Raw genomic sequence first — 16,107 nt, forward strand, 5'->3', positions numbered from 1 at the left:
AAGCCAGGGCAGCGGCCTTAGGCGAAAGCGCCGGCAAAGCTGCTTAAAACGCGGTCGTTTCTCTATCACAGAGCGTTTTCTGAAAGCCGGTCTTCATGGAAAAAGGGAAAGGGAGTCCGTCCCCTTCCCTTGTCCGCTTTCATTATAGCGCTTCTATTCGAAAGAACCAAGTCAGGTCCTTTTTCAGCTATAAATTAAAGACCTTTTTTTGCGATGTAAGCTGCAAGGTCAACAACGCGGTTAGAGTAGCCGCTTTCGTTATCGTACCAAGAGATTACTTTTACCATGCTGCCTTCCATAACCATTGTAGAAAGAGCATCGATTGTAGAAGAGTTTTTGTTTCCGTTGTAGTCGCCAGAAACTAATGGCTCTTCGCTGTAGCCAAGGATTCCTTTAAGGTCGCCTTCAGCCGCTTCTTTAAGAGCTGCGTTTACTTCTTCAGCTGTTACTTCTTGGTTCAGTTCAGCAACCAAGTCAACTAGAGAAACGTTTGGAGTTGGAACACGCATTGCTCCACCGTTCAGTTTGCCTTTTAGTTCAGGAAGAACTAGAGAAACTGCTTTAGCAGCACCAGTTGATGTTGGGATGATGTTTTCAGCTGCTGCACGCGCACGACGGTAGTCTTTGTGCGGAAGATCAAGGATTTGCTGATCGTTTGTGTAAGAGTGAACAGTTGTCATCATACCGCGTTTGATGCCGAATTTATCGTTAAGTACTTTTGCAAACGGCGCAAGGCAGTTTGTTGTGCAAGATGCGTTAGAGATAACATCGTGGTTAGCCGCATCGTATTTATCTTCGTTAACACCCATAACGATTGTGATATCTTCTTCGTTAGCAGGAGCAGAGATGATTACTTTTTTCGCGCCAGCTTCTAAGTGTTTCGCAGCGTCTGCGCGTTTTGTGAAGAAACCAGTAGATTCAACTACGATTTCAACGCCTTGTTTGCCCCAGCTAAGTTTAGCAGGATCGCGTTCTGCAGAAACTTCAATTGTTTTGCCGTTAACAACAAGGTTGTTACCGTCAACTGAAACTTCAGCGTCTAATTTTCCGTGTACAGAATCATATTGTAAAAGGTGAGCCAGCATGTTAGCATCTGTTAAATCGTTAACCGCTACTACCTCAACTTCAGGATTGTTTAATGCTGCGCGGAATACGTTACGTCCAATACGACCAAAACCGTTAATACCGACTTTTACTGCCATGATTGTTTCCTCCTTTAAATAAGTGAGAGATATTTATATTGAGGGATTATTCATCCCTTAATAACTTCTTTGCGGCTCCTTCGTCTGTGACGAGAACCGTGTTGCGTGGCTTTTTAAAGTAAGCCTCGATCGCCTCGGCTTTTGATGATCCGCCCGCTACCGCAATAATATCGGGAATGGCATCTATGTCATCCAGCTGCATTCCGACAGAATGCACTTTGTGAACCACTTCGCCGTCCGCGTTAAAATAGTAGCCGAACGCTTCCGTCACCGCGTCGTTATCATCTATTTTCTTTAAGTCTTCTAAAGGCGTGTTTCTGCGCTGAGCCATAGTTTTAGCTTCGCCGATTCCGTGAACCAGCATACTCGCTGATTTAATGGTGTTCAGCACCTCTTTGACAGAAGGCTCTTCAATAATAGATGAATAGGCGCCTTGTGACAGCTGTCCCGGAACAAACAAAAGCCGGTAAGTGCCTGAAGCCTTCTCCGCCATATGCGCGCATATGGTGTTCGCCTGGTTTTTCACGTCTTCGCCTAAACCGCCTCTTGCAGGCACAAACAAAAGCTCGCGGTTTTTAGAATCCGGCGTCATCATTTCGGCGACAGCTTCAATTGTCGTACCGCCAGTTACAGCGACGATATTTTTGCCTGAAAATCTTTTTTTCATACATGCGACAGCCGCTCTTCCCATTTCTTTTTTGACCCATGGGGATTGATCGCTGTCTCCGGATACGATAATGGCATCCTTTAGATTTAAACGTTCTTTTAATGTCTTTTCCAAAAGAGTCAAACCTAAAACATCTTTCATCGTATCTTCCAAAACAGAAAGCAGTTCATAGCCCTCTTCTGTCAATGTCATGCCGTTTGTCTTAATATCGACCAGGTTCTGTTCCTTTAAAAACTGAACCTCGCCCCTCAGCACACGCTCGCTGATTCCGAGACTGGCAGACAGGCTTCTTCGCCCGATGGGTTCTGTCAGCCTGATATACTGCAAGATTTCAAACCTCTTTTGCATAACGAGCAGAAGATCAGGCAATAATTTTTTTTGAGCTTGTATTAACTGGTTCATGACTCAAACGTTCCTTCCTTTTTTGCTGGACATTATATGTCCCGCTATGACAAAAAACGTCCCGTCATAGCCAAAAAAAATCATTTCTGCTTTCTTTAATTATTTTAACAGGGTGGAATTGTTTATTCAACTGTTAAGAGCCAATTCATCGACAATATTCGCAGAGTTTTCATGCCGCGTCGTTTTATCCAGCAATATTTTATCCTATATATCTTTATCTTATACAGAAAGCGCCAAATGGTGCATCCCAATATAAACAGCCCTTCCCGTAGAAAGGGCTGTTTCATTAAAGCGTTTTCATTTTATCCAAAGCTTTTCAATTTCTTCTAGCGATTTGTTCTTCGTTTCCGGACAGATCGTAACGACAAACAGGAAACAAAGGATGTTAATCACCGCAAAGATCCAAAATGTATAGGCGAGCCCGAAAGAATCAATCATCATTGGCACAAACTGTCCGATCGCCCAGTTTGCTCCCCATAAAAAGATGGTCGCAATGCCCGCGGCCCGCGCACGCAGATGGTTCGGGAAGATTTCAGAAATCATAATCCATGTGATCGGTCCGACCGAGACACAGAAAGCAGCGACAAAACCTAATATAAGGACGATCATCATGATCCCGCTTGTTAACTCAAAATAAAACGACGTCCCGATTAAAATCATAAAAATAGCCATAAAAGCAGAACCGATGGACATCAGTTTTTTTCGTCCGACTTTATCAATCAGCAACACCGCAATAACGGTAAAAATAACTTCTACAACCCCGACGATACAAGTCGTCACAAATCCGGCGTTTTGCCCGAATCCCATCATTTTAAAGATTTCCGGCCCGTAGTAAGTAATCGCGTTCATGCCGATGACTTGGTTAAACAGCGCCAGCAGGATTCCAATGACAAGCGCCTTTCTGAGCCCCGGCTTAAACAGCTGGGAGAGCGACCCCATTTGTTCTATTTTTAAAGAGTTCTCAATGTTCTTTAATTCTTCTTTTGCAACAGTTTCTCCATTAATACGTGTCAGTATCTTTAAAGCTTCATTTGTTTTGCCCGCTTTCGCCAGCCATCTCGGACTTTCCGGGACGACGAGCAGGACAAGGAAAAAAATGACGGACGGCACCATTCCATAAGCAAGCATCCATCTCCAGCCGGTGTGCACACCCCATTCGTATGTTCCGGACCGCTGCACAGCTAGATTAATAAAGTATGTTGCGGAAATCCCCAGTATCGTAAAGAGCTGATATAAGGAAGATAAACTTCCGCGTATGGCGGGCGGTGCCGCTTCTGTAATATACGTAACAGAGAGCGATGAGCCCATCCCGATTCCCAGCCCCCCGATAATCCTTGCAATGATTAAGGTGGACACGTCTTGAGAAAGCGCTGAAACGATTGCTGATATCGCAAATAACAAAGCGGCTGTCATTAAAATTTTTCTCCGGCCGAATCTGTCACTTAAAAATCCGGATATCCCGACGCCCACAACTCCTCCAATCATAATGCTTGAAATGACAAGTCCCTCCATAAACGGACTCAGGCTGTATAAATCTTTCAGAAAACCGATGGCGCCAGAAATCACTGCCGTGTCATAGCCATACAATAAGCCGCCAAGCCCCGCCGCACATGAGATCAAAATGACAAATCCCATTGAATGGCTTCGTGTTACAGGAACATTTGGTTCTAATTGAGTTGGAGTATTCTTCATTTCCCTGCCCTCCCGAATGTTGAGTAAAGCGTTTACATTATACTTTTTAATTGTACGTACTTATATTAAAATTTAACGAAAATTACATTTAATTAGTACGTACAAATATAGAATAATCTTGTTTGCATTTTCTGTCAATGTTTTCTTACAAAGAACGCTGTGATATACTGGAATTTGTCCGTATACATTTTGGAGGAATGGATATGTTACCAAAATACGCGCAAGTAAAAGAAGAAATCAGTTCTTGGATTAATCAAGGCAAAATACTGCCCGATCAAAAAATCCCTACCGAAAACGAATTAATGCAGCAATTCGGCGTCAGCCGGCATACCATCCGCAAAGCGATCGGAGACCTCGTATCACAAGGTCTGCTGTACAGCGTGCAAGGCGGAGGCACCTTTGTCGCTTCACGCTCTGCTAAGTCAGCGCTGCATTCCAATAAAACGATCGGTGTTTTGACAACCTACATATCAGACTATATTTTCCCGAGCATCATCAGAGGAATCGAGTCCTATTTAAGCGAGCAGGGGTATTCTATGCTTTTGACAAGCACGAACAACAACCCGGACAACGAAAGAAGAGGCTTAGAAAACCTGCTGTCCCAGCATATTGACGGACTCATCGTAGAACCGACAAAAAGCGCCCTTCAAACCCCAAACATCGGCTATTATCTGAACTTGGAGAAAAACGGCATTCCTTTTGCGATGATTAACGCGTCATATGCCGAGCTTGCCGCGCCAAGTTTTACCTTGGATGATGTGAAAGGCGGGATGATGGCGGCGGAGCATTTGCTTTCTCTCGGCCACACGCATATGATGGGTATTTTTAAAGCTGATGACACACAAGGCGTGAAACGGATGAACGGATTTATACAGGCGCACCGGGAGCGTGAGTTGTTTCCTTCTCCGGATATGATCGTGACATTTACAACGGAAGAAAAAGAATCAAAACTTCTGGAGAAAGTAAAAGCCACACTGGAGAAAAACAGCAAGCACATGCCGACAGCCATTCTTTGTTATAACGATGAAATTGCGCTGAAGGTGATTGATATGCTGAGGGAGATGGATCTTAAAGTGCCGGAAGATATGTCTATCGTCGGGTATGATGATTCACATTTCGCCCAAATCTCAGAAGTGAAACTAACCTCTGTCAAACATCCGAAATCAGTGCTTGGAAAAGCAGCCGCCAAATATGTCATTGACTGCTTAGAGCATAAAAAGCCGAAGCAAGAGGATGTCATATTTGAGCCTGAGTTGATCATTCGCCAGTCCGCACGAAAACTGAATGAATAAAAAAAGCAATGTATGGGTCTCCCCGCTACATTGCTTTTTTTATAGCTGTTATCTGTTTTTCCAAACGTCAGCGATGATTTCAAACGAACGCATTCTGTCTGCGTGTTCAAAGGTTTCTGAGTTAACCATAATTTCGTCAGCCTGTGTCGTTTTGACGAAATCTTCAAGCTTCGCCTTCACTTCTTCCGGACCTCCGACAATCGTGGAGCTCAGCTGCTCATTGACCATCGCTTTTTCATACGGGCTCCAGATTTGGTCCATATCCTCAACAGGCGGTTTAAGCTGGTTCGGCGTACCGCGGACAAGATCAAGAAACCTTTGATAATGCGAAGTCGCAAGGTGCTGCGCTTTCTCGTTTGTATCTGCCGCGATAATGGTGACACCGACCATCGCATACGGTTCGTCGAGCACGTCTGACGGCGTGAAGGAATTGCGGTACAGCTCCAAAGCGGGAACCGTATTCGCCGGTGAGAAATGAGCGGCAAAGGCAAACGGAAGACCTAATTCACCTGCCAGACGGGCGCTGAAGCCGCTTGAGCCCAGCAGCCAAATCGGCACATCTATGCCCTCTCCGGGAATGGCGCGAACTTGATTGCGCACATTTCCTGACGGTTTAAAATAATTGCGCAGTTCCTCTAATTGTTCTGGAAAATCCTCCCCGCTGTTGATGTTTCTGCGGAGTGCTCTGGCTGTCAACTGGTCTGTTCCCGGCGCACGTCCAAGCCCCAGATCAATCCGCCCGGGATACAGTGTTTCCAGTGTGCCGAATTGTTCAGCAATGACTAATGAAGAGTGGTTCGGGAGCATAATGCCGCCGGAACCGACGCGGATTTTCTTCGTGCCTCCGGCAATATGGCCAATCAAAACTGCGGTGGCAGAGCTTGCAACACCTTCTATATTATGATGTTCAGCAAGCCAGTAACGGTGATAGCCCCATTCCTCTGCCCGGCGCGCCAAGTCCATACTGTTTCGGAATGATTCTGCAATCGTTCCTCCCTGAACAACCGGAGATAAATTCAAGACAGAAAGCAAGGTATCTTTGCGTTGGTTGTTAGACATATTGTTCTCCTTTGCAAATGTGTTATCAGTAAACAGCCCAAAGCTGTCAGGTCATGATTGAAAGAACTTCTATCACACCATAACACAACTGCATTCAGGAATAAAAGAATTTGATTCGATGAAATTCGAACAATATAAAACGAACGGTTTGGAACATTATTCTGCTCCAAACAACTCCTTAGCCATCTCAATAAAGAGCTTAGCCGCCAGAGAAGCCTCCTTTAGCGACGGAACAGCAAGCTGCACATCACGGTATACCTGCGGGTCCAATTCCCGGGTCACCACATGCTCCGGCAGCGGCATCCCCGACATGGACATTTCTGATAAAATGGCCAGGCCCAGTCCTTCTCTGATCATACTGATCGAGGTGTTGATGTTATAGACCGTGAAAGCTGGGTGCAGCGTAGCGCCCGCCTGCCTGAACATATCGACAAATGGTGATTCATAGCCTCCGTCACAGACGATCATCGGTTCATGGTCAAGATCTTTCAGCGTAATGGCCGAATGACTGGCAAGCGGGTGATCGTCCCTGAGCACGACAGCCATTTTGTCTTTTTTCAAATGAATGTACTCCATCTCCTCTGTTGGATACAGAAGAATCCCGACATCTATCATCCGCGTATGAAGCCACTCCTTGACTTCATTTACAGTTCCCTCGTGCAGCACGAGCTCAAGTTTCGGATATTTTTGTTTAAATGCACTGATCAGCTTCGGCATAAAATAAGCCGAGGCAGTTGAGAATGTGCCGATATGGATCGTTCCCAGTTCAAGCCCTTTTTCTGCTGCTGCTACCTGCTCAACTTTTTCAATGCCTTTTAAGACTTCTCTAATGTGTACTAAGATCTGTTTTCCCGTATCCGTCAGCATCAGGCCATTGCGGCGGTCACGAATGATCAGCTTTACATCAAGCTCAGCTTCGATCGCAGAAATCGCATGGCTGACAGCCGGCTGTGTCATGTTCAGCGCCTGACCCGCTTTTGTAAAGCTTCCCGTTTCAGCTATTTTCACAAAAACCTTTAATTGTGTAATGGTCATAACAATTTACTTATGCTCCTTATAAAAAAGATTCATTTTATTTATCTTATGTTCTACCGTATCATATGATGGAAAAGTTCTACAAGGAGTGAATGAACAATGAAGCAGCTCTCAAAAACGCGGACAGCTCTCCTGCTCGCATTTCTCGTCATCATGTGGGGCGTCAATTGGCCGCTGTCCAAAGCCGCGCTCGCCTATTCTCCGCCATTATTGTTCGCGGGCATCCGAACGCTGATCGGCGGGCTTTTATTAGTCATTGTCGCACTGCCGCGTATTCATAAATTACGCTTAAAAGAAACGTGGCCGATTTATCTTGTTTCTGCTCTTTTAAATATTACGTTATTCTACGGCCTGCAAACGATCGGGCTAAATTATCTTCCGGCCGGCCTGTTTTCTGCAATCGTCTTCTTCCAGCCTGTTCTGATGGGTGTATTTTCTTGGCTGTGGCTCGGCGAATCCATGTTTGTAATGAAAGTGATCGGACTCATCCTCGGTTTTGCGGGAGTAGCCGTCATTAGTGCTGCGGGCTTTGGCGGGCATATTTCTGTCATTGGGGTTCTGCTGGCTCTCGGCTCCGCAGTCAGCTGGGCGCTCGGGACGGTATATATGAAAAAAACAGGCAGCCGCGTCGATTCCATCTGGATGGTCGCTCTGCAGCTGACGATCGGAAGCGTGTTTCTGCTTATATCCGGCTTTTGGACAGAAAGTTTTTCGGCGATCCAATGGACAGCTCCGTTTATCACGAGCCTGCTGTTCATCTCCGTATTCGTTATCGCGCTCGGCTGGCTTGTCTTTTTTACGCTTGTCGGTTCAGGCGAAGCAAGCAAGGTCGCATCTTATACTTTTTTGATTCCGCTCATATCAATCGTGGCCAGCTCCATTTTCCTGCATGAACCGCTCACCCTTAGCCTCTTGGCAGGGCTGCTGCTGATTGTCACGAGCATCTGTCTCGTGAATACAAAATCAAAAGCGCAGAAAGCTGCGGCGATTGGTATAAACGAGAAAGCTGCACAATAATAAAAACCCTCTTGCCGGATGCGGCAAGAGGGTTTCTTATTTACTGATGCTTGCGTCCTTTGACCAAATATGCAACTGTAATCAAAAGGTAGATCGCCGCAGTAATGCCGGTAATGACAATTGATGTTGTCATGATGACCCCGATCAGAATGGCGAGTAATGCCACAATCGCAAACCATGTCGTGTACGGGAACCATTTTACATAATAGGCCGGTGTTTCCGTTTGCTGTTTTCTCGATTTTAAATGAGCGAATCCGATGATCAGCCAAATGAATAAAACGGTATATCCCAATGATCCCATTAAATAATTAAATGTTTGGCTTCCTGCGAACAGAGAAATCAATACGCCAATATAGAGAGAAGAAGTGCACATCAGAATCGCAAACATCGGTACGTTTTTCGATGAAAGCTTCGAGAAGACCTTTGGAAGCCTTCCGTCACTTGCCTGTGTATACAAAATGCGTGATGATCCGTATAAACCTGAATTCATAGAAGAAATGATCGCCAGCAGGATGACTGCATTCATGATATGATCCGCGCCCGGAATGCCTACCATTTTAAAGACCATCACGAAAGGACTTTCCGGAACGGAATTGACTTGGTTCCATGGAATCAGGCTGACGATGATGAAAAACGGCAGCAGGTAAAACGCGACAATCCGTGTCAGTGTGCTGCGGACAGCTTTCGGGACAACCTTTTCCGGATTTTTTGTCTCTGCAAGCGTTACACCGATAATTTCTGTACCGCCGTAAGAGTAGATGACGACAAGCATCGCCGTGATCAGCCCTGTGCCGCCGTGCGGGAAAAATCCGCCGTGGTCTGTCAGGTTGGAAAATCCGGATGCTGTATGATCACCGAATGATACAAATAAGAGCAGCAATCCCAGAATAATAAAGATAATAATAACGGTAATCTTGATCATTGCCAGCCAATATTCAGTTTCGGCGAAGATTTTAACAGAAAGCAAGTTTACAATCGTGACGATAAGAGAAATTCCTAATGCCAATACCCAGATCGGGCAGCCCGGCAGCCAATATTGAATGAAAATCGCAGCTACAACAGCTTCAGCCGCAATGTTAAGCACCCACATTTTCCAGTAGATCCAGTCCAAAAAGTAAGCGGCGTAATTTCCCAATACCTGCTGGACAAGATCACGGAAGGTTCTGGCGTTACGGTTTCGAACAGCCATTTCCGCCAGCCCCTGCATAATAAACAGCAAAATAATCCCGCCGAGCAGATATGCGATAATGACAGATGGCCCTGCCACATCGATCGCTGAGCTGCTCCCCTTAAATAAACCTGCGCCGATTGCTCCGCCCAGCGCCATCATCATAATATGGCGGGACGTCATCGTGCGTTTTAACGTTTGATTGTCGTTTTTCATCCTCTTCTACCTCTCCTTCTCGTTTTCAAAAACAAAAAAGCCCGCCGTCTCCTACCTAATCTAATAGATAAAGAGACGACGAGCCTTCGGCTGACCGCGGTACCACTCTTGTTGATTCTTCATGAAGAATCCTGCTTTTGACCTGTAACGAAGGTTAGCCGTTAAAACATAGGGAATATTCAATCTATTCCGTTCCGTCTTACCACTCCCGGGCGAGTTCAAAGAAGAATCAGGCTGCGTCGCACCACCCCGCAGCTCTCTGTTCTGACCACTTTCTTTTACTGCTCCCAATCTATGTGTTTTAGTTTTCTGAAAAACTCAAATTTTATGATCTGAATATATTAACATAATATACGTGCTTCTCATTTAACTGTCAATAACTTCAGAGAAAAAAGAAACTGTTATTTTGTCCCTTTTCGAATGGCTTTCCAAAAGGATTCTGACTCGTTTCCTAATGCGTAAACTGAAACACCTGCTATTTTATATTGCTTTGCCAGATGGCTTTTCGTTTGAACGGTTTTTTCGTTTTCATACCACACGACATGTTTATGCTTCTTTTTGTCAACATAAGAAAATGTCATCGAGCCTGATTTTTTGTTGAATGCCGGCTTTGCTTTTTGTTTTTTGATGAGGGATTTGAGCTCATTCCATTCCCTTATTGTGCTGGTACTTCCGTCTTTTACATCCCAGTCATAGCCGTACGCAGGGATTCCCATGATGACTTTATTGGCTTTGATCTTTTTGACTGAAAACTGCAGAGAGCTTTTGATCCAGTTTGTGCTTGCCACTGACCCCGGCTCACCCCAAATGCCATGTTCGTCGTAGGTCATGACTTGTACGAAGTCTGCATATTTGCCGATTTTCGCATAATCATACGGCCAGCTCCAGTCATCATTTTTATCATCGGCGCTTTTGGCCGGAACGGATACCATTGTTTTAATATGTTTCTTGTTCAAAGCCTGTGATACATATTGAATGAAGTTCGAGTATGCAGCGCGGTCTTCTGGATTTACTGCTTCAAAATCGATATTAATTCCGTAATATGAGTGCTTTTTGGCCAGTGTAATTAACTGATCTGTGAATCGTTTTTTCGCTGTTTTATTACTCATGACTCGACTCGCTAAATCTCCGTCAAAATCATAAATGGCATCATTATAGTTTGAAATGACAGCCCATGTCTTGATTTTTTTCTTTTTCGCATATGTCAGCTGCTTGCTTGGGGCATCGCCAATGATTCGTCCGTTTTTTTCAAACGCAAATGTATCGGTTGCGATGGCATTCATGTATGTATGATATTTCGTAAGAGAATTGTATGAAGCCGTATCCCCAGTCGTGTAGCCTAGTGTCATTCCGGCTGCCTTCGCTTCTCCTTTTGTATACATAAACAGAACAATCGCAATCGCCAGTGAAACCGCTATGATCAGCCATTTTTTCATCGCATTTCCTCCTGTATCAAGTCATACTCTTCTCATCGGCCAAAAAATTGGAAGTTGAAGTTTTTTCAAGCAAAAAGCCCGGCATATGCCTGCCGGGCTTCCTGAGTTCAGCGGTCAGAGACGAGAATATATGCTGCCTTTACAGGTCCGTGCACTCCCACAACTAAATCCATTTCAATGTCTGCTGAGTTGCTCGGTCCGGTAATGTAGTTGATACATGAAGGAACAGTGTCACCGTTCGCAATGTTTTGGCGGATGATATCACTGGCTTGTGTCATTCTCGGTACAATGCTTGATTTCGGCACGATCGCAATATAAGTCGTCGGCAGAAGGCTGACAGATCGGCCGATGTCTTTTGAGGAGAAGAGGACAACCGTCCCCGACTCAGCCAATGTAATTTCGCTGAATGTAATCCCTACATTGGCTTGCTCCGCTTTTTTGATATTTTCCTCGCCTTTGTCAGCATCCCACTCCCAGACCGGCGTTCCTTCACTCGGCCATTCCTTGGTGAGCAGGCTTTTCAGTCCGTATTCTTCAAAGCGGGGATCCTTCGGAATGATGACAGGGCCTCCGGAAAAGCGGCTGACTTGCTCGCGCAGGGCATCGTAAAGGCCGGTTGAATCCGTTTCAATCAGCTCTGTATGGATTTTGACACAATGGTTTTTGAGCACTGTGACTAAGTCATCCGCTGAATAACCTTCAAGTGTTTTATATTGCGGCTGATGCGCCCATTCAGGGACTGCCACGCCTCCTGTTCTTCGTTCACGGCCCAGGCTGGATACGATTCGGTTTAAAAAGCTCTCTTGATTCTGAATGGTTCCCTTCGTCATCACTGCTCCTCCTTCGTGCGTTCACTTGTTTCTCTGTCCGCAAACCAGTCTCTGAATCTCGATTTATGCGGTGCCGGGAAGTCGCGGATCTGGGTCCAATTTTTAAGCGGGCCGGGCCCCTTCGAAATTTTTTCGTCCTCTGTAAAAGGCGTCATGGCGGCCGGCGCCCATTTTGAGCCCATTTTGTAAAGCGATAAGGAGGATGCGCCAAGTCCGAATGCTTTCATTGCAAGCTTTTCACTGATCGGCGCCCTGCCTTCTTTTTCGACGATATTCTGACGATGCTTGAGTAGCAGCTCATGAAGCGGGATTTTGACCGGGCAGGCTTCTGAACAAGCAGCGCACAGTGAAGATGCGTACGGCAGCTCCTTATAATCGTCATAACCGCCGAGCAACGGCGATAAAACCGCTCCGATCGGCCCCGAGTAGATTGAGCCGTATGAATGTCCGCCGACATGGCGGTACACAGGACAGACATTGATACAGGCGGCACAGCGGATACATTGCAGCACAGACTGGAATTCCGTTCCAAGGATATTGGATCGTCCATTGTCAACGATGACAAGATGGAATTCTTCCGGACCGTCCACTTCACCTTCCAGCTTCGGACCCGTCAAAGCTGTAATATAGCTTGTCAGCCGCTGTCCGACAGCACTTCTTGTCAGCATGCTGACTAGCACTTCAAATTCAGAAAATGACGGGACAATCCGCTCCATTCCCATGACGGTAATTTGTGTTTTCGGCAAGGTGCTCACAAGCCGTCCATTTCCTTCATTGGTCACAAGGCTGACGGAACCCGTGTCAGCGATGGCGAAGTTACAACCGGTAATGCCGATATCCGCTTCCAGAAACTTTTTCCGGAGAATGGCGCGCGCATGCATCACCAGCTCTTCCGGTTTTTCTGTATGTTGATAGTCCAGTCTTTCTTTAAACACATCGCGTATCTGCTCTTTATTTTTATGAAGGGCGGGCGCTACGATATGTGACGGCGGATCGTGATCATCAATCTGCAAAATATACTCCCCGAGATCGGTTTCTACGACTTCACAGCCTTCCTTCTCCAGCACCTCATTCAGATTGATTTCCTCTGTGACCATTGATTTAGATTTCACAATTTTCTTCCCGTTCTTCTTTTGAATGACATCCCGAATATAGGAAGACGCCTCTTCCGCTGTTTCCGCGAAATAGACATGTCCGCCTCTTTTCGCCACATTTTCGGCAAGCTGTCCGAGATAGAAATCAAGGTTTTCAAGGACATGCTGCCTGATTTCCTCTGATAATGAGCGCCACTCCTCCCAGTTTCCCAGTTCTTCTGCTGCCTCTAGGCGCCGCGTCCGCAGACGCTCCTGTGCACCCGAAACAGCGCCTCTCATAAATTCATTATCAATCCCCTGTGATACCCGCTCTTTAAAAGCGTCAGTACCAATTTTCATCGCCATGATCCTTTCCCCCTCTGAATCCAGTTTTATCTGCTGTTGAGCACTTCGGCGATGTGCATCACTTTGACATTCTTATCTTTTCGGCCAAGCCGTCCCCCGATATTCATCAAACAGCCGCAGTCAGCACCGATCAGCACCTCTGCTCCCGTTTCCTCCACACATTCGACTTTTTCATCGACCATCTGCTCAGAAATCTGCGCCATCTTGACGGAGAACGTTCCTCCGAATCCGCAGCAGTTATGTTTGCCCGGAAGCTCTGTAAACTGCAGGCCCTTCACATGGCTCAACAGCTTCATCGGCTCCTCCCGAACACCCAGCAGCCTTGTCATATGGCACGACGTATGTAAGGTCGCTTTTGTATGAAGGGTCGCGCCGACATCCTCTACTCCAAGTACGTTCACAATAAAATCTGTCAATTCATACGTTTTATCCGCCAGCTTTTGCGCTTTATCGGCCCATTTCGGATCATCCTGAAACAGGTGCGGATACTCCCGGAACATCGTTGTGCAGGAACCGGAAGGACTGACAACATATTCGGAATCCTGAAACGTTTCGATCATCCGTTTCATTGCTTTTTTGGCGTCATTTACATAGCCGCTGTTGTAAGCCGGCTGCCCGCAGCAAATCTGCCCTTCCGGAAAATCAACCTCACACCCAAGCCGCTCCAGCAGCTCAACCGTTGCTTTTCCGACATTTGTTTGAAACATATCAACAAGACAAGTGACAAAAAGTGAGACTTTCATGATGAACCCCTCTCTCATCCCCAATATATGATCAGGTCATCTGATGACCTGAGTTAAAATAACTATATGAATATCGTACACTATTCTGACAATGGAAGGGAAGGGTTTTCTAGGGATATTTTCATTTGTGGCATATAAAAACACTCCCGATCTCCCAGGAGTGCAGTATATGGTTAGATCCAGCCTTTTTCCTCAGCGATGCTGGCGGCTTCTGTCCGATTTTTCGCATTAAGCTTTTGGATGATTTCTGAGATATAGTTTCGAACTGTGCCTTGAGATAAATAGAGCTCCAGCGTAATGTCTTTTGTTGTCTTGCCTAAAGCCGCAAGCCTCAGAATTTCTTGCTCTCTAACGGTTAGCGGATTTTCGTCTCGCATCATATTAAACGTCAACTCAGGGCTGAAGACACGTTTTCCCTTTACACATTTTCGAATGGCATCGGCCAGATCGTCAATTTCGCCGTCTTTCAGCAGATAGCCATGTGCACCGGCCTTTACGGCGCGTTCAAAATATCCGGGGCGAGCAAAGGTGGTTAAAATAATGACCTTGCTGACGCAGCCTTTTTTCATTAATTCCTCTGCCACATCCAGCCCGCTTCGAACCGGCATTTCAATGTCCATAATGCATACATCCGGCTCCAGCTTCAAAATAGCATGTAGCGCCTCTTCCCCGTTTAATGCTTGTCCGATGACTGTCATATCCTCTTCTAAATCAAGCAAAGATCCCAAAGCGCCTAAAAGCATGCGCTGGTCCTCAGCAATAAACAGACGAATCATTCTTTTCGTCCTCCAATCATTCTGCTTTTTTAATAAGCGGAATCGTCAGTGCCACAACCGTTCCGTTATGATCTGAAACCGTTAATCCCCCTTCAATGAGCATGAGCCGTTCTTCCATTCCCCACAGGCCATTCCCAAACATTTTCTCCTTCGGCGCTCCCTTTCCGTCATCCCGTATTACGATCCTCATTTTGTCAGCAAATTGAGAAATGGTGATGGCACAGTGGGTTGCTTTGCTGTGCTTGATAATGTTAGTCACGGCTTCCCGCATACACATACTGATAATATTTTGAGTGACGGGAGATATCGCTGAAAAGTCGTCGGCTCCTTCGTATTGAAAGGTAATGTTCCCCGCTCTTAATATGTGCTGAATGTTTACGAGCTCCTCTGTTATCGTGACCGTCCTCATATCAGAAACCAGCTCTCGAACTTGCTTGAGTGCGGAGCGTGAGCTGGTTTCCATTTCTTTTGCCTCAAGCTTGGTCCGTTCTGGATCAGATGCAGCCAGCCGCTGAATGAGCTGGCTTTTTAATGTAAGCAGCGACAGGGTGTGGCCAAGGGTATCGTGAAGATCACGGGCGATTCGAACACGCTCCTCTCTTTTAGAGAGTTCTTTTATCTGTTCGTTGGCTTGTGCAAGCTTATTTTCAAGCTCAATCCTCCGAAACATAGAACGAATGCCGAATGGAGAAATGAGCATAATGACGAGAAACGGGAGAACAGAAAAAAGCTCCCGAAGCGAGACCGAATTCGCGATAAATTGGTATAGGCATGGAAAAAGCAGTATAAAGATTAAAGCGCAGAACGCACGGTTAAAATTCGTTTTCTCTTTGTAATAACCAACAAAGTTTGCCGGAAAAAAACCTAAGTATATATAGGTGATATTGTAAAACACACTATACATCAAAATAACCGCCATTTGCACGATAAGCCAATATGTAAACGAAGCTTTGCCCACGCTGCAGAATAACTGGCGATATGCCGCTACAAAAAGGAGCAGCATACCATATCCGATCCCCTGTTTGACCCCTGATTCTTTTAATAAAGAGAGGAACGGCATAATCGTATACACCAGAAAGATATAAGGGAAAAACCCGAATTCCTTCGGGAAAATAGATATTGCCTTTTTCATG

The 16,107-nt window shown here is 45.8% G+C and carries 14 protein-coding genes and 1 other annotated feature; of the genes, 2 read left to right on the forward strand and 12 right to left on the reverse strand.

The features are described 5' to 3' along the window. Positions 1–194 precede the first annotated feature (194 nt). From gap to araE, 3 genes are all read right to left on the reverse strand, one after another. Positions 195–1,202 carry a type I glyceraldehyde-3-phosphate dehydrogenase gene (gap, locus tag bslm_RS16635; protein ID WP_003219957.1) on the reverse strand — a complete coding sequence of 336 codons (1,008 nt, stop codon included), beginning with the start codon at positions 1,200–1,202 and terminating at the stop codon, positions 195–197. A gap of 46 nt (positions 1,203–1,248) precedes the next feature. Further along, positions 1,249–2,271, reverse strand: a complete 1,023-nt coding sequence (cggR, locus tag bslm_RS16640) for a gapA transcriptional regulator CggR (RefSeq protein WP_009968188.1) — start codon at positions 2,269–2,271, stop codon at positions 1,249–1,251. Between the two features lie 297 nt (positions 2,272–2,568). Continuing rightward, on the reverse strand, positions 2,569–3,963 hold the full coding sequence (gene araE, locus bslm_RS16645) for an arabinose-proton symporter AraE (protein ID WP_003243899.1): 1,395 nt from the start codon (positions 3,961–3,963) through the stop codon (positions 2,569–2,571). A 203-nt stretch (positions 3,964–4,166) separates the two neighbouring features. Here araE and araR point away from each other — a divergent pair, with 203 nt between their 5' ends. Then, the gene (gene araR / locus bslm_RS16650) at positions 4,167–5,255 is read left to right on the forward strand and encodes an arabinose utilization transcriptional regulator AraR (protein WP_003243070.1); all 1,089 of its coding nucleotides are present in this window, start codon (positions 4,167–4,169) and stop codon (positions 5,253–5,255) included. A gap of 48 nt (positions 5,256–5,303) precedes the next feature. Here araR and bslm_RS16655 read toward each other — a convergent pair whose 3' ends face one another. Together bslm_RS16655 and bslm_RS16660 are read right to left on the reverse strand one after the other, a co-directional pair. Further along, complete coding sequence (locus bslm_RS16655) at positions 5,304–6,314, reverse strand: LLM class flavin-dependent oxidoreductase (RefSeq protein WP_003228318.1); 1,011 nt, start codon at positions 6,312–6,314, stop codon at positions 5,304–5,306. A gap of 156 nt (positions 6,315–6,470) precedes the next feature. Then, positions 6,471–7,349: a LysR family transcriptional regulator gene (locus bslm_RS16660; RefSeq protein WP_038429652.1), complete on the reverse strand. Its 879-nt coding sequence runs from the start codon at positions 7,347–7,349 to the stop codon at positions 6,471–6,473. A 99-nt stretch (positions 7,350–7,448) separates the two neighbouring features. Here bslm_RS16660 and bslm_RS16665 point away from each other — a divergent pair, with 99 nt between their 5' ends. Beyond that, positions 7,449–8,366, forward strand: a complete 918-nt coding sequence (locus bslm_RS16665) for a DMT family transporter (RefSeq protein WP_003228315.1) — start codon at positions 7,449–7,451, stop codon at positions 8,364–8,366. Positions 8,367–8,406: 40 nt separating this feature from the next. Here bslm_RS16665 and bslm_RS16670 read toward each other — a convergent pair whose 3' ends face one another. The 7 genes from bslm_RS16670 to yvfT form a co-directional block, all read right to left on the reverse strand. Beyond that, a complete protein-coding gene (locus bslm_RS16670; protein ID WP_003228313.1) occupies positions 8,407–9,750 on the reverse strand; it encodes an amino acid permease in 1,344 nt (447 codons plus the stop codon). 68 nt (positions 9,751–9,818) lie between these two features. Next, positions 9,819–10,054: a binding site (T-box leader), on the reverse strand. A gap of 97 nt (positions 10,055–10,151) precedes the next feature. Then, a complete protein-coding gene (locus tag bslm_RS16675; protein WP_046381346.1) occupies positions 10,152–11,186 on the reverse strand; it encodes a glycosyl hydrolase family 18 protein in 1,035 nt (344 codons plus the stop codon). Between the two features lie 107 nt (positions 11,187–11,293). Then, positions 11,294–12,016 carry a lactate utilization protein LutC gene (gene lutC, locus bslm_RS16680; RefSeq protein ID WP_038429656.1) on the reverse strand — a complete coding sequence of 241 codons (723 nt, stop codon included), beginning with the start codon at positions 12,014–12,016 and terminating at the stop codon, positions 11,294–11,296. After that, a complete protein-coding gene (gene lutB / locus bslm_RS16685; RefSeq protein ID WP_014480926.1) occupies positions 12,016–13,455 on the reverse strand; it encodes a lactate utilization iron-sulfur protein LutB in 1,440 nt (479 codons plus the stop codon). Before lutB ends, lutC begins: the two co-directional genes overlap by 1 nt. 26 nt (positions 13,456–13,481) lie before the next feature. Beyond that, positions 13,482–14,198, reverse strand: coding sequence for a lactate utilization iron-sulfur protein LutA (gene lutA / locus bslm_RS16690; protein ID WP_024573483.1), 717 nt, complete (start codon positions 14,196–14,198; stop codon positions 13,482–13,484). 173 nt (positions 14,199–14,371) lie between these two features. After that, positions 14,372–14,974, reverse strand: a complete 603-nt coding sequence (yvfU, locus tag bslm_RS16695; RefSeq protein ID WP_015251201.1) for a two-component system response regulator YvfU — start codon at positions 14,972–14,974, stop codon at positions 14,372–14,374. 16 nt (positions 14,975–14,990) lie between these two features. Next, positions 14,991–16,106 carry a two-component system sensor histidine kinase YvfT gene (gene yvfT / locus bslm_RS16700; protein WP_038429658.1) on the reverse strand — a complete coding sequence of 372 codons (1,116 nt, stop codon included), beginning with the start codon at positions 16,104–16,106 and terminating at the stop codon, positions 14,991–14,993. Position 16,107: the final 1 nt, after the last annotated feature.

The organism is Bacillus sp. LM 4-2, assembly GCF_000978495.1.
GTDB classification, from domain to species: Bacteria; Bacillota; Bacilli; order Bacillales; family Bacillaceae; genus Bacillus; species Bacillus subtilis.